Origin of the sequence: Streptomyces flaveolus (assembly GCF_044765825.1) — a bacterium.
Classification (GTDB): Bacteria; Actinomycetota; Actinomycetes; order Streptomycetales; family Streptomycetaceae; genus Streptomyces; species Streptomyces flaveolus.
Genome location: NZ_JBIWKU010000002.1, coordinates 690,016 through 704,498, shown reverse-complemented (window position 1 = coordinate 704,498; position 14,483 = coordinate 690,016). Strand labels below are relative to the sequence as shown.

The following is a 14,483-nucleotide window of genomic DNA, read 5'->3' as shown; positions in this document are numbered from 1 at the left end:
GCGGTCCCAGGGCGAACCGCCCGGGTCCCGCCGACCAGGAGGGCCACTCGACTGTGCACCTGACCCCTCGCGAACAGGAACGGCTCCAGCTGTTCACCGTGGCCGAACTCGCGCGCCGCCGCCGCGCCCGCGGCCGCCGTCTCAACGCGCCCGAGGCGATCGCGCTGATCTGCGACGAGATCCTGGAGGCCGCCTGGGACGGACTGAGCCTGGACGAGGTGACCGACGCGGCCGGCCGCGTGCTCACCGCGGACGACGTCATGGACGGGGTGGCCGACATGGTCACGACCGTGCAGGTCGAGGCGCTGTTCCCGAGCGGTACGTCCCTGGTCGCCGTGGACCGGCCCATCGGCCCGGGCGGCACGGAACCCCCCGGCGCCGTCCGGACGGCCGACGCCCCCGTCGAGATCAACGTGGGCCGCCCCCGCACCACGCTCACCGTCCGCAACACCGGCGACCAGGTGGTCTACGTCTCCTCGCACTACCCGCTGCACGAGGTCAACCGGGCCCTGGAACTCGACCGGGAGGCCGCCCGCGGGCTACGGCTCGACATCGCCGCCGGCACCGCCCTCGCCTTCGCGCCCGGTGAGGAACGCGAGGTCGTCCTCGTTCCCGCCCGTCACCCCCGTACCTCCGAGGAGCGCGCATGACCAGCGTCGACCGCCGTACCTACCAAGCGCTGTACGGGCCCACGACCGGCGACCGCATCCGGCTCGGCGACACCTGCCTGTGGGTCGAGGTCGAGACCGACGACGGCACGCCCGGCGACGAACTCCTCGGCGGCTGCGGCAAGACCGTCCGCGACGGACTGCTCGCCTCACCACGCTCCGACCGCGATTCGGCACTGGACATGGTCGTCGCCGGAGTGGTGCTCATGGACCCGGTGCTCGGCGTGCGCAAGACCGACATCGGCATCAAGGACGGCCGGATCGTCGCCGTCGGCGGGGTCGGCAACCCGGACGTCATGGACGTCGAGTACGCCATCGACTCGCACACCTCCGTCGTCCCGGGGGAGGGGCTCATCGCCACCCCCGGCGTCGTCGACAGCCACGTCCACCTCTCCTCGCCCGAGGTCGCGCCCGCCGCACTGTCCGCCGGTGTCACCACCCTCGTCGGCATGGGCCTCGGCGGCGTCTGGGAGATCGGCTGCAACCCGGCGCACAACCTGCACACGCTGATGAGCGCCTGGCAGGGAACGCCCCTCAACATCGCCTTCCTGGCCCGGGGTTCCTCCAGCTCGCGTGCCCTGCTGGACGAGATCACCCTCGCCGGGGCCGGCGGCTTCAAGATCCACGAGGACTTCGGGGCGACACCGCGCATCATCGACACCTGCCTCGACACCGCCGACCAGGCCGACCTGCCGGTCGCGCTGCACACCGACTCCATGAACGAGTCCGGCTACCTGCGCGACACCCTCGGCGCGACCCGCGGCCGCACCGTGCACGCCTACCACGTGGAAGGCGGCGGCGGTCACCCCGATCTCCTGGAGATCCTCTCGGAGCCCAACATCCTGCCGTCCTCGACGACGCCCACCGTGCCGTACACCCCGAACACGGTCGGCGAACTCTTCCCGATGACGATGACCGTCCACCGGCAGAACCACCACTCCGCGAGCGACGTCGCCATCTCCCGAGGCCGGATCCGCGAGCACGCCATCGCCGCCGAGAACGCCCTGCACGACCTCGGCGCCATCTCGATCGTCAACTCCGACTCCATGGGCATGGGCCGCATCGCCGAAACCGTCCGCAGGACCTGGCAGCTCGCCCACGTCCAGGCCCTCGCGAACGGCGGCGGGGGAGTGGAACACCCCGAGAACGCCCGGGCACTGCGCTATCTCGCGAAGATCACGCTCAACCCCGCGACCGCGCACGGCCTCGCCCACGAGGTCGGCACCGTGCAGGCCGGACGGATGGCCGACCTCGTGCTGTGGGACCCCAAGTGGTTCGGCAGCAAGCCCGAACTGGTCATCAAGGCCGGCTTCGTGGCGTGGGGCAACACCGGTTCGGGGTCCGGGTCGACCCGCCTCACCCAACCACGCGTCTACCGGCCCTACTTCGGCGCGCTCGGCGCGGCCCCCGCCCGCCTCGCCAAGGTCTTCGTCGCCGAGGCCGCCCTCACCGACCGCACCGCGCGCGCCGCCCTGCCCACCGGCCTGACCTACGCCCCGATCCGCGGCAGCCGCGGGCTGACCCGCGCCGACATGCTGCACAACACGGCCACGCCGCACGTGATCGTCCCCCGCGAGTCCGCGCCGGTCCTCGTCGACGGCGTACCGACCGGCACCGAGGCCGCCACCGAAGTGCCGCTCGCGCAACTGCACCACCTCGCCTGAGAGGCGCACCCGCACATGCGACTGGACCTTCTCGTCCGCAACGCCCACATCCGCACCCTCGATCCCGAGCGGCCCGCCGCCCGCCTGCTCGGTGTGCTGCACGGCACCGTCGTCGGCCTCGACGAGGACGTGGCGCACCTGCCCGCCCGGCGCGTCCTCGACGCCGGCGGCGCCACCGTCCTGCCCGGCTTCAACGACGCGCACTGCCACACCGCCTGGTTCGGACTCACCCTCACCCAGCTCGACGTCTCCACGGCCCGCTCCGTCGACGAGGTGTACGCCGCCGTGGCCGCGTACGCCGGGGCGCTCGCCCCGGACGCCTGGGTGATCGGCGCCGGCCTCGACCACCACAGGCTCGGCGGCCGGTACCCGCACCGCGACGCCCTCGACCGTGCGGCGGGCGGCCGGCCGGTCTGGCTCAAGCACACCTCCGGGCACGCCTGCGTCGTCAACACCCCCGTGCTGCGCGCGGCCGGCGCGCTCGACGCCGGGTTCCGCGACCCGGACGGCGGGGTCGTCTCCCGCGACGCCGACGGCCGCCCCGACGGCCTGCTGGAGGAGACGGCACAGCGCCTCGTGCAGCGGCAGGTGCTGCCCTACCCCGTGGAGACCGTCGCCGACGCCGTCGACGCGGCCACCCGGCACTATCTGACGGAGGGCGTCACCAGCTTCACCGAGGCCGGCATCGGCGGCGGCTGGATCGGCCACACCCCCGTCGAACTCGCCGCGTACCAACTGGCCCGCGACACCGGACGACTGCACACCCGCGCCCAGCTCATGGCCGCCTCCGACGTGCTGCACCCGCTGAGCGCACACGCCGACGACGACATCACGGTCGGCCTCGACCTCGGCATGCGCACCGGCTTCGGTGACGACCGGCTCTCCCTCGGCCCCGTGAAGATCTTCCTCGACGGCTCCCTGCTGGGCCGCACCGCCGCCGTCACCGAGCCCTTCTGCGGCTGCCCGCACGACGCACAGCGGCCCACCGGCTACCTCCAGGGCGACGCCGACGCCATGACCGGCCTGGTCGTCGCCGCCCACCGCGCCGGCTGGACGGTGGCCGCACACGCCATCGGCGACCGGGCCGTCGACCTGGCGCTCGACGCGTTCGCCCGCGCCCACCGGGAACGCCCCCGCCCCGGTGTGCGCCACCGGATCGAACACGCCGGAGTGGTGCGCCCCGACCAGACGGCCCGCTTCGCAGAACTGGGCGTCGTGCCCGTGCCGCAGCACAACTTCCTGCACACCTTCGGCGACGCCATGGCCGCCGCACTCGGCCCCGAGCGCACCCCCTGGTCCTACCGCATGCGCTCCTTCACCGATCTCGGACTGCCCGTGCCCGGCAGCTCCGACCGGCCCGTGGCGCCCGGCGCACCACTGCCCGCGATCCAGTCGATGGTCACCCGGCTGACCGAGACAGGCGTGCCGTATGGTCCGGAGGAACGCGTTCCGGTCCTGGCCGCGCTGCGCGCCTGGACCGAGGGCTCGGCCCGCGCCACGGGCTTCGGCGGACGCAAGGGACGACTCGTCCCCGGGCAGCTCGCCGACCTCACCGTCCTGGACGGCGACCCCGTCCGCACGGACGCCGACCGCATCGGCGCGATCGGCGTCCTTGCCACCGTCGTCGGCGGCGACCCCGCCCACGACCCGCACCGCCTCACCCGCGTCCCCGCACGCTCCGGTCCCCCGTCCCCTCCGGCCGCCGAGGCCGCCGCTTTCCAGGAGAACGCGTGAGCACACCGCCCAAGCCCGACCTGAAGGACATCAGAAGACTGCTGACCGCCGCGTTCAGCGGCACCGCCCTGGAGTGGTACGACTACTTCCTCTACGGCACCGCCGCCGCGCTCGTCTTCAACAAGCTCTTCTTCCCCGAGCTCGACCCGACGGTCGGCACCCTGGCCTCCTTCGTCACCTTCGCGGTCGGCTTCGTCGCCCGGCCCATCGGCGCCGCCGTCTTCGGGCACATCGGCGACCGCTACGGACGCAAGGTCTCCCTGATCATCACCGTCCTGATGATGGGCGCCACCACCGGCTGCATCGGCCTGCTCCCCACCTACGACACCATCGGCGTCTGGGCACCGGCACTGCTGTCCCTCCTCCGCTTCCTCCAGGGCATATCCGTCGGCGGCGAGTGGTCCGGGGCGATGCTGCTCACCCTGGAACACACCCCGAAGGAGAAGCACGGCAGCTACTCGTCCATCCCGCAGCTCGGCTCACCCGTCGGCACCCTGCTCTCCAGCGGCGCCTTCGCACTCGTCGGCCTGCTGCCGGACGACGCCTTCTACTCGTGGGGCTGGCGCCTGCCGTTCCTCGTCGCCTTCCCCCTCCTCGGCTTCGCGCTCTACCTGCGCATGCACATCGAGGAGTCCCCCGCCTTCCGCGCCATGCTGGAGGACGCCGAGCGCAACGGACCCAAGCCGGCACCCGTCGTCGAGGCGTTCCGCCGCACCTGGGGCCGCATGATCGTCGGTGTCGGCGCCGCCTTCCTCGGCGTCGGCGGCTTCTTCCTGATGAGCACCTTCATCATTTCCTACGGCACCGACGAACTGGGCATCGACAAGCAGACGATGCTCAACGCCACCGTCATCGGCTCGGTCGTCGAGATCGTCGTGCTCGTCCTCGCCGGACGCCTCGCCGACCGCATCGGCGCCTGGCGGGTCTGCGCCCTGGGCGCCGCCGTCACCCTGGTCGCCGCCTTCCCGGCCTTCTGGCTCGTCGACACCAAGGAGACCGGCCTGGTCCACCTCGGCGTCTCCCTCGGCATCGGCGCGCTCTCCATCCCGTACGCGCCCATCGGCGCCGTCGTCTCCGGGATGTTCCCCGAGGAGTTCCGCTACAGCGCCGTCGCCATGTCGTACAACCTCGCGGGCGTCCTGTCCGGCTTCGTACCGCTCATGGCCACCTCCCTCACCGGCGTCGCCGACGGCGCCTCCTGGGGTGCCGCCCTGCTGCTCATGGCCATCGCCGCCTGCACCGTCGCGGGCTCCCTCGCCGCCGGCACGCTCCTGCGCCGCCACGCCGCCCTCTCCCACCCCGCCCAGAACGCCGAGGTCCCCGCATGACAGCGCACCACCCTGCCCGCACCGGCGGACAGGTCCTGATCGACCAGCTCGTCCACCACGGCACCGACACCGCGTACGGCGTGCCCGGCGAGAGCTACCTGGCCGCGCTCGACGCCCTGCACGACGCACCCGTCCGCCTGGTGGTGTGCCGGCACGAGGGCGGCGCCGCCTACATGGCGGAGGCGCACGGCAAGCTCACCGGGCGCCCCGGAATCTGCTTCACGACCCGGGGTCCCGGCGCCACCAACGCCCTGGTCGCCCTGCACACCGCCCACCAGGACGCCACCCCGCTGATCCTCTTCATCGGCCTGGTGCCCCGCGGCCACACCGACCGGGCCGCCTTCCAGGAACTGGACCTGCGCGGCACCTTCGGGGCCAGCGCCAAGCTCGTCGAGACCATCGACGACGCGGCCAGGATCCCCGAGTACGTCGCCCGCGCCTTCGCCGTCGCGAGCAGTGGCCGCCCCGGTCCCGTCGTCCTCGGCCTGCCCGAGGACATGCTCACCGACACCGTCCACGTCGCCGACGCCATCCCGCTGCCGATACCCGGCGGCGGCGTGGCCCCCGCCGAGCTGGCACGGCTCCAGGACCTGCTGGCGGGCGCCGAGCGCCCCCTCGTCCTCCTCGGCGGCAGCCGCTGGACGCCGCGGGCGCGCACCGGCGTACGCGAGTGGGCCGAGGCATGGTCGCTGCCCGTCGCCGTCGACTTCCGCTGCCAGGACCTGATCGACAACGAGGCGGAGATCTACGCCGGGCACCTCGGCTACGGCCGCGACGACGCGCTGGCCGAGCGGGTCCGCACGGCGGACCTGCTGATCAGCGTCGGCACGGCGCCGGGCGACGTGGCGACCGACGGCTACACCCTGCTGTCGCACGACGGCACCGGCCCCCGCCTGGTCCAGGTGCTGCCCGAGCCCCTGCCGCCGGGCGCCCTCTACCCGGCCGTCCTGACCCTGCTCGCCGCCCCGGAGGCCTTCGGCGAGGCGGTCCGCGCCCTGCGGCCCGTCGCACCGGTGCCGTGGGCGGTCCTCACCAAGCAGGACCGAGCCGCACACCTGGCCTTCCGCACGCCGGTACGGGACGACGACCCCCTCGACCTCGGCGCCGTCTTCGCCGCCCTCGACGCCCGGCTGCCCGCGGACACCGTCGTCACCTTCGGCGCCGGCAATCACGCCATCTGGGCCCAGCGCTTCCTGACCCACCGCGAGGGCGGACGCCAGCTCGCCCCGCGCAACGGCTCCATGGGCTACGGCATCCCGGCCGCCGTCGCCGCCGCCGTCGAGCACCCGGGCCGCCGCGTCGTCTCCGTCGCGGGCGACGGCTGCTTCCTGATGAACGGCCAGGAACTGGCCACCGCCGTCGCCGAGGGCGCCGCACCGCTGATCCTCGTGCTGAACAACTCGGTCTACGGCACCATCCGCCAGCACCAGGAGCAGACCTACCCCGGCCGGGTCAGCGGCACCGCCCTCGGCAACCCCGACTTCGCCGCGTACGCCCGCGCCTTCGGGGCGCACGGCGAGACCGTCACCGTCACCGAGGAGTTCGCCCCCGCCCTGGAACGCGCCCTGGCCTGCGGCAGAGCCGCCCTGATCGAGCTGAAGGTGACCGACGGCCGGCTCGCCCCCGGTGTCACCGTCGACTCCCTGCGCAAGGAGAGCGCCCTCCATGTCTGACCTGACCCTCCACAACGTCGTCGACGGCCGCGGTGCCGGGACCGCGGACCGCATGGAACTGACCGACCCGGCCACCGAGGAGGTCTACGGCACCGCACCCCGCTCGTCGGCCGCCGAGGTGGACGCGGCCGTGGCCGCCGCCCGCCGCGCCCTGCTCGCCTGGCGCCGCACCACCCCGGCCCGGCGCCAGGCGGCCCTCCTCCGCCTCGCCGACCTCGTGGCCGCACACGCCGACCGGCTGCTGGAGGCGGAGGTGCGCGGCACCGGCAAACCCCGCGAGACCACCCGCACCCTCGAAATCCTGCGCGGCGCCGACCAGTTGCGGTTCTTCGCGGGCGCGGCACGCGTCCTGGAGGGCATCGCGGCGGGGGAGTACGCCGAAGGCCACACCTCCTACGTCCGTCGTGAGCCGATCGGTGTCGTCGCCCAGGTCACCCCCTGGAACTACCCGTTCATGATGGCCGTGTGGAAGCTCGGCCCCGCCCTCGCCGCCGGAAACACCGTCGTCCTCAAGCCGTCGGACACCACACCGTGGTCGACGGTCCTGCTCGGCGAACTGGCCCAGGAGGCCTTCCCGCCCGGCGTCGTCAACATCGTCTGCGGCGACCGCGACACCGGCCGCGCCCTCGTCGCCCACCCGGACGTCGACATGGTCGCCATCACCGGGAGCACCCGTGCCGGTTCCGAGGTCATGGCCGAGGCCGCCCGCGAGGTGAAGAACGTCCACCTGGAACTGGGCGGCAAGGCGCCGGCCCTGGTCTTCGCCGACGTCGACCCCGGCCGCACGGCCCGCGCACTCGCCGGTGCGGCGTTCTTCAACGCAGGCCAGGACTGCACCGCCGTGACCCGCGTACTGGTCCAGCGCGAGGCCCACGACGCCCTGCTGGCCGCGCTCGTGGAGGCGGCCCGGTCCACCCGGGCCGGGGCCCCCGACGAGGACGGCGTCTTCCACGGCCCGCTCAACAGCGCCGCTCACGCCGCACGCGTCGCCTCCGTCATGGCGGGCCTGCCGGCGCACGCCAGGATCGAGACCGGCGGCACCCGTCTCGACCGCTCCGGCTACTTCTTCCCGGCCACCGTCGTCTCCGGCGTCCGGCAGGACGACGACGTCGTCCAGGGCGAGATCTTCGGGCCCGTCGTGACCGTGCAGCCCTTCGACACCGAGGACGAGGCGGTCGCGCTCGCCAACGGAGTCGACCTCGGCCTCGCCTCCAGCGTCTGGACCGCCGACCTGGGCCGCGCCATGCGGATGAGCGCCGCACTCGACTTCGGCTGCGTATGGCTCAACTGCCACCAGGTCATCCCCGCCGAGACCCCGCACGGCGGCTACAAGCAGTCGGGCATCGGCCGCGACCTCAGCCGCTACGGGCTCGACGACTACACGCGGGTCAAGCACGTCATGGCCGCCCACGCCACGCCCTGACCCCGGCCCGCCGCCCGTGCCGGGCTCCCGCCGGGACCCCGGTCAGGGCGGCGGCAGGGTCACTTCGCACCACACCGTCTTGCCGTTGCCCCGCGACTCGACCCCCCAGGCGGTGGCCAGTTCCTCGATCAGCATCATTCCGCGGCCGGACGTCGAACGTTCGGTCGCGGCCCGGCGCCGCGGTGAGACCGGCGACGTGTCGGTGACCGCCAGCCGCACGGTGGGGCCGCGGTCGGTCACCGGCGACACCGTGAGGGTCGCGTCACCCCGGGCGTGCAGCAGGGCGTTGGTGGCCAGTTCGCAGGCGAGCAGCTCCGCCGTCTCCGAGAGCGGGCCCAGCGACCAGTCGGCCAGCGCCGTCCGCAGCGCCAGCCGGGCCGTGTGCAGGGAGTCGGGGTCGACGGACCTGATGGCGACCTCCAGCCGCTCGCTGACCTCGGACGCACGGCGGGTGCGCCGCATGATCAGCAGGGCCACGTCGTCGTCCTCCCCCGTATGGGCGCTCATGGAGCTCAGCACGTGGTCGGCGAGGTCGTCCGGCTCCACGGGCCCGGTGGCGACGGCGGCGAGCAGTCTGTCGCAGCCCTCGCCGATGTCGGCGGTGCGCGATTCGACGAGCCCGTCCGTGCACAGCAGCAGGGTGGAACCGGCGCCCAGCACCAGCTCGGAGGCGGGGTGGCCGGGCTGCGCCCCCGGGGACGACAGACCGAGCGGCAGGCCGCCGGGGGTGTCCAGCCACGTGCAGGTGCCGTCCGGACGCCGCAGCACGGGGCCCAGATGACCGGCACGGACGATCACGGTGCGTCCGGTGCGCGGGTCTATCTGCACGAGCAGGCAGGTCGCGAAACGGTCGGTGTCCAGCTCGGTGAGGAACGCGGAGGCACGGGCGACGACCGTCGTCGGAGGGTGGCCCTCGGCCGCGTAGGCCCGCAGGGCGATGCGCAGTTGGCCCATCACGGCGGCGGCCGTCACGTCGTGACCCTGCACGTCGCCGACGACGGCGACGACCCGGCCGTCCGGGAGCGTGAGCGCGTCGTACCAGTCGCCGCCGATCCCTCCGCGGGCACTCGCCGGACGGTAACGGGTGGCGGAGACCAGCCCGGGCGTCGGCGGCATGTGCCCGGGAAGCATGGCGGTCTGCAGCCCGGCCGCCAGCTCGTGCTCCCTGTCGTACAGCAGGGCCCGCTGCAACGACTGGGCGACGACCTTGCCCAGGGCGTTCAGGACCGTCCGCTCGTCGTGCGTGAACGACGCCTTGCCGTCGAAGGTGAGGCCGAGGGCGCCGATCGGGGTGTCGTGTGCGATCAACGGCTGGTACACGGCGGCCGTCGCCCTGGAGAACATCTTCAGGTACGGCCGCAGCGCCGGGTAGCGCCGGGTCAACTCGTCGCGGTCGGTGACGAAGACGGGTTCGCGGGTGCGCACCGCCTCGGTGAGCGGCAGCGGCTGGTCGAGCCGGGACAGGTGGAAGTCGCGGACGAGCCGGCCGCTCAGACCGTTCGAGCCGATCAGCTCCATCCGGCCGTTGTCGACCAGCCCCAGGACGATGCTGGAGGCACCGAGCCGTTCCAGCAGCCGGCCCGACGTGAGAGCCTCCGCGAGGTCGTCCACCGTGACCGTGGGCATGAGCGCGTCGCTGATGTGAGCGACGATGTCGGCCTGCCTGCGCCGGTCCTGCCTGGCCTGGTGCAGCTGTTCGGTCTGGTCGATGGCCCGCAGCTCCTGGCTGGCGTCCCGCACGATGCCGATGACCCGCAGGGGGCGCCGCTGGGCGTCGCACACGACGTGACCCTGGGTGTGCGTCCAGCGCAGCCAGCCGCCGGGATGGCGGACGCGGAAGTACAGACTGAACCCGGACCGGTCCTGCAGGGCCCGGTCCACCCGGGCCTGCACCGCGGGCAGCTCCGCCGGCAGCATGCGTTCACTGAGTGTGCTCAGTCTGCCGTCGAACTCGCCCGGACGAAAGCCCATGACGTCGAGGGCGGCATCGTCGTAGTGCATCACCCCGCTGGGCACGTCCCAGGTGAAACTGCCCATGCCGTTGACGGCGAGAGCCACGTGCGCGGCAGCCCGTCCATCACCTTGCGCGGAGGTGTCGCCGCGTCGGCCCCCGGAGTGCTCCATCGCTGCCTCCCGGCAGGTCGCGTCGCATCGGTGCGCCCCGTCCCGAGGCGGCCGGACGCCACCGAGCCGGCATGTCCTCCTCCATTCTGCGCGCGTGCGGTCCGTGGCGCGCGTCCGCGACGGCGGGGACGACGCTCAGAGGACCGCGATCCCCAGCGGCCGTTCGCCCGCCTCGAGGCGCCGGGTCGTGCCGGAGTCCAGGTCGACGACGGTGATGCCGTTCCAGTAGCCGTCGCGGGTGAAGCCGCCCGTGACGTAGGCACGGCGGCCGTCGCGCGACACGGTGACCCCTTCGTGGGGGCCGTCGAGGGGAATCACCTTCTCCTGCCCCCGTGCGGTGCGCACCGTCAGCGAGGGGCCCTCCTGCCGGGCGGGGTCGATCGCCCCGGTGCCGACGACGAGCAGGGTGCCGTCGGCGGTGATCGTCACGCCGTGCTGGTGGGTACGGGCGGTCATTCTCTCGACGCGCGACGCGCCCGTACCCGGGTCGACGACGACCAGACGCTCCCCCTCGAACGGAAGCAGCAGCTTCCCGTCCGACCCGCGTACGGCGGCGTAGTGCGGCTTGAGCCAGGAACCCAGCCCGCCCTCGGTGCCGTACGGGGCGACCTCGATGCGCCGGGTGCGCAGGGAGCGGGCCGTCACGACGGTGACGTCGAAGGAGTCGTGGTTCGTCACGTACACCTCGCGACCGTCGCGCGAGACGTCGACGTCGAAGGGGCGGCGGCCCACCTCGGCGGAGCCGGTGACCTCCAGGGTGCGGGTGTCGATCACCTCCAGGGCGCCGTCGCCGTCGGGCCGGTTGACGCCGACGTACACGTGGCGGCCGTCGGGGGAGAGGGCGATCCCCATGCCGCCGCCCCGGTACTCGCCGTAGGCGGGCTCTCCGACGCCGTCCGACCGGTAGGGGATGCGCGCGAGCCGCTGCCGGGTGCCGGTGTCGACGACGGCGACCCCCTCGGCCGTGGCGACCCAGGCCCGTCCGTCCTGGCCGACGACGAGTCCGTAGGGGGCGGTGCCGACCTCCGTGGAGCCGAACGCGCCCCGGTCAGGATCGACGAAGGTGACGGTGTCGGAGCCGAAGTCGGTGACGATGAGCGACCCGGCCGGTGTGCGGGCGGTCGGCGAGGACGGTGCCGGGTTCCCGGCGGTACTCGGTTCCGCCGCGTCCGTCCCTGACGCGGCGGTGGTGCCGGTGCCGGCCGCGTCGGGGCGGGGAGCGGCGCACCCGCTGCCGAGGGCGACGGCCGCGGCGAGCGCGGTCAGCAGGGCGGCCCGCCTCACCGGACGGCCCTCAGCAGAGCGGCGATCTCCGTGAAACCGCGCCGTTCGGCGTGCTGGAGCGGGGTCACCCCGTCGCCGTCCGGCAGATCCGGGGTGGCGCCGGCGGTGATCAGCAGCTCCACGATCTCCTGGTGCGCCAGGCCGCCGTCGCCGAGGATCACGGCCTCCAGCAGGGCGGTCCAGCCGAGCCGGTTGACATGGTCGACGTCGATGTCCGTCTCGCGGAGCACGGCACGGACGTAGTCCACGTGTCCCCGCTCGCTCGCCGGGATGAGGGAGACGCCGCCGAAGCGGTTCACCACCGTCAGGCCGGGGCCGGCCGGCAGCAGGGCCCGCATCATCGCGACACTGCCGGTGACGCCGGTGACCAGCCAGGGACTGTCGAGACGGTCGTCCTGTGCGTCGGGGTCGGCGCCCGCGGCGACCAGCACCTCGGCGGCCGGCACATGGTCGCCGAGGGCGGCCAGCAGCAGCGGGGTGCGGCGGCGCCCGTCGCGTGCCTCGACCGCCGCGCCGGCGGCCAGGGCGGCCTGCACGGCCCCGGCGTCACCACGCTCAGCGGCGTGCAGGAGGGCGCGGTCGGGATCGTTCATCGTGAACTCCTCGCGTTTCCAGGGGACGGGAGCGAGGCGGCCCCGGCCAGTCGTCCGGGGGCGGTTCCCCACCGTCCCGCTCGCCGTCCATCCTGGCCTCCTCTCCCGGCGGTCGGCGTCGTCGCTCCGGCTCGACGCGGTGCACACGACGGGGGACACCGGGGTCGTCCGATCGGACGACCCGCACACCGTCCGGCAGCCGCGAACCGGCCGACGGGCGACGGTCGGACGACGCGGTGGCCACGTCGCAGGGGCAGCCGCTGCCGAGGATCCGGCGCGCGCCCGGCGTCCGCGGCACCGGCCGCTCCCTGTCCCGGCGCCCAGCCCCGTGCTCACCGAGGAAAACGCCGGCCGTCGGTGCCGACGACGACGCGGCGGTGTCCGCGCAGGACGGCCAGTGGGCGGGGACGACGGTGGCCGTGACCGGCACGATGACCGGAAGCCTCGAGGAACGCGCCGAGCGGCACCGGGGCAGGCCGACCGCATCGTGAGACCGGGGACCGTGCGGGAATGACAGGAGGAAAGCCTTCGTTGGCACCTGTCATGCCCGAATCTTCCCCGCGGCCCGCGGTGCCCCGCATGCCACCCGCCGTCTACATCCTCGGCCTCTCCGTATTCGCCCTCGGCACCAGTGAGTTCATGCTCTCCGGATTGCTGCCGCCCATCGCCGACGACATGGACGTGTCCATCCCGCAGGCCGGACTGCTGATATCGGCGTTCGCGATCGGCATGGTGATCGGCGCCCCCCTGCTCGCGGTCGCGACGCTGCGGCTGCCGCGGAAGATCACCCTGGTCGCCCTGATCTCGGTCTTCGGCCTCGGCCAGGTCGCGGGCGCACTGGCACCGACGTACGAGGTCCTCTTCGTCTCACGCGTCGTCAGCGCCCTGGCCTGCGCGGGCTTCTGGGCGGTGGGCGCGGCCGTCGCGATCGCGATGGTGCCGCAGACGTCGCGGGCCCGGGCGATGGCGGTGATGATCGGCGGACTGTCGATCGCGAACGTCCTCGGCGTCCCGGCCGGCGCGTTCCTCGGTGAACACCTGGGGTGGCGCTCCGCGTTCTGGGCCGTGGGCGCGGCGTCCGCGATCGCCCTCGTCGGAGTGGCGACGAAGATCCCCCGCATCCCGCTGCCCGAGCAGCGGCCGAGGCTCAAGGGCGAACTGGCGATCTACCGCGACCGCCAGGTGTGGCTCTCCATCGTGGTGACCGCCCTCGCGGCGGGCGGCGTGTTCTGCGCCTTCTCCTACCTCGCACCGCTGCTCACCGACGTGTCCGGCCTGGCGGACGGCTGGGTGCCGACCGTGCTGGCCCTGTTCGGCATCGGCGCGCTGGTCGGCACCACCATCGGCGGACGGGTCGCCGACGCCCACCTGTTCGGCGTGCTGCTCTCCGGCATCACCGCGTCGACCGTGCTGCTGGCCGCTCTGGCACTGTTCGCCTCCACCCCCGCCGTCGCGATCACCCTGTCGTTCCTGCTGGGCGTCTCCGCGTTCTACACCGCCCCGGCGCTCAACGCCCGCATGTTCAACGTGGCGGGCGCCGCGCCCACGCTCGCCGGCGCGACGACGACCGCCGCGTTCAACCTCGGCAACACCGGCGGCCCCTGGCTCGGCGGCACGGTGATCGACGCGGGCCTCGGCTTCGCCGCCACCGCCTGGGCCGGTGCCGCGATGACGGCGGTCGGGATCGGCCTCGTCGCCGTCTCGCTGCGCCTGCACAGCCGTTCCCGCGTCGTGATGGGTGGCCTCGCCACGGAGCCCGTCGGCACGGACCGCACCCAGCGGGTGTGACGGCCGGACGCCCGGGAAGGCCCGCCCGCCGCACGCCGTAGTGCGGCGGACGCGCCGGCCACGCCCTGCGGCGCCCGGTACTCCGGGACCGATCCGCAGACCCGTCCGGCGCACCGCCCCCTGCCGGAGAGCCCCTGCCGGGAGCCGGCGCGCCCCACCACCCTTGACGGTCGCCCGAAGGGGTCACATACTGACGGCCAAATC

The 14,483-nt window shown here is 73.7% G+C and carries 11 protein-coding genes; 8 read left to right on the top strand and 3 right to left on the bottom strand.

Features of this window, described 5'->3' with window-relative positions; all coding sequences use genetic code 11:
* Nucleotides 1–53: 53 nt before the first annotated feature.
* The 6 genes from ACIRG6_RS08575 to ACIRG6_RS08550 are packed head-to-tail and all read left to right on the top strand — an operon-like array spanning nt 54 to nt 8,490.
* Nucleotides 54–650 (top strand): urease subunit gamma, encoded by a 597-nt coding sequence (locus ACIRG6_RS08575; RefSeq protein WP_364679254.1) that lies wholly within the window; start codon nt 54–56, stop codon nt 648–650.
* On the top strand, nt 647–2,332 hold the full coding sequence (locus ACIRG6_RS08570) for an urease subunit alpha (protein WP_365024652.1): 1,686 nt from the start codon (nt 647–649) through the stop codon (nt 2,330–2,332). Before ACIRG6_RS08575 ends, ACIRG6_RS08570 begins: the two co-directional genes overlap by 4 nt.
* A 15-nt stretch (nt 2,333–2,347) precedes the next feature.
* A complete protein-coding gene (locus ACIRG6_RS08565) occupies nt 2,348–4,066 on the top strand; it encodes an amidohydrolase (protein ID WP_403321632.1) in 1,719 nt (572 codons plus the stop codon).
* Nucleotides 4,063–5,394 (top strand): MFS transporter, encoded by a 1,332-nt coding sequence (locus ACIRG6_RS08560; protein ID WP_364679246.1) that lies wholly within the window; start codon nt 4,063–4,065, stop codon nt 5,392–5,394. Before ACIRG6_RS08565 ends, ACIRG6_RS08560 begins: the two co-directional genes overlap by 4 nt.
* Nucleotides 5,391–7,067 carry a thiamine pyrophosphate-dependent enzyme gene (locus ACIRG6_RS08555; RefSeq protein WP_403321630.1) on the top strand — a complete coding sequence of 559 codons (1,677 nt, stop codon included), beginning with the start codon at nt 5,391–5,393 and terminating at the stop codon, nt 7,065–7,067. The genes ACIRG6_RS08560 and ACIRG6_RS08555 overlap by 4 nt, the downstream gene beginning before the upstream one ends.
* Nucleotides 7,060–8,490: an aminobutyraldehyde dehydrogenase gene (locus ACIRG6_RS08550; protein ID WP_364820479.1), complete on the top strand. Its 1,431-nt coding sequence runs from the start codon at nt 7,060–7,062 to the stop codon at nt 8,488–8,490. Before ACIRG6_RS08555 ends, ACIRG6_RS08550 begins: the two co-directional genes overlap by 8 nt.
* Before the next feature lie 42 nt (nt 8,491–8,532).
* On the opposite strand, the gene ACIRG6_RS08545 is transcribed toward ACIRG6_RS08550, so the two are convergent.
* The 3 genes from ACIRG6_RS08545 to ACIRG6_RS08535 form a co-directional block, all read right to left on the bottom strand.
* Nucleotides 8,533–10,614: a SpoIIE family protein phosphatase gene (locus ACIRG6_RS08545; protein ID WP_364820476.1), complete on the bottom strand. Its 2,082-nt coding sequence runs from the start codon at nt 10,612–10,614 to the stop codon at nt 8,533–8,535.
* Nucleotides 10,615–10,749: 135 nt separating this feature from the next.
* Nucleotides 10,750–11,898, bottom strand: coding sequence for a hypothetical protein (locus ACIRG6_RS08540; protein WP_403321627.1), 1,149 nt, complete (start codon nt 11,896–11,898; stop codon nt 10,750–10,752).
* Nucleotides 11,895–12,491: an ankyrin repeat domain-containing protein gene (locus ACIRG6_RS08535; RefSeq protein WP_364679233.1), complete on the bottom strand. Its 597-nt coding sequence runs from the start codon at nt 12,489–12,491 to the stop codon at nt 11,895–11,897. The genes ACIRG6_RS08540 and ACIRG6_RS08535 overlap by 4 nt, the downstream gene beginning before the upstream one ends.
* Before the next feature lie 236 nt (nt 12,492–12,727).
* Here ACIRG6_RS08535 and ACIRG6_RS08530 point away from each other — a divergent pair, with 236 nt between their 5' ends.
* Both ACIRG6_RS08530 and ACIRG6_RS08525 read left to right on the top strand, forming a co-directional pair.
* Complete coding sequence (locus ACIRG6_RS08530) at nt 12,728–12,982, top strand: hypothetical protein (protein ID WP_403321625.1); 255 nt, start codon at nt 12,728–12,730, stop codon at nt 12,980–12,982.
* 88 nt (nt 12,983–13,070) lie between these two features.
* Entirely contained in the window at nt 13,071–14,279 is a 1,209-nt protein-coding gene (locus tag ACIRG6_RS08525) for a Cmx/CmrA family chloramphenicol efflux MFS transporter (protein WP_403321623.1), read from the top strand.
* Nucleotides 14,280–14,483: the final 204 nt, after the last annotated feature.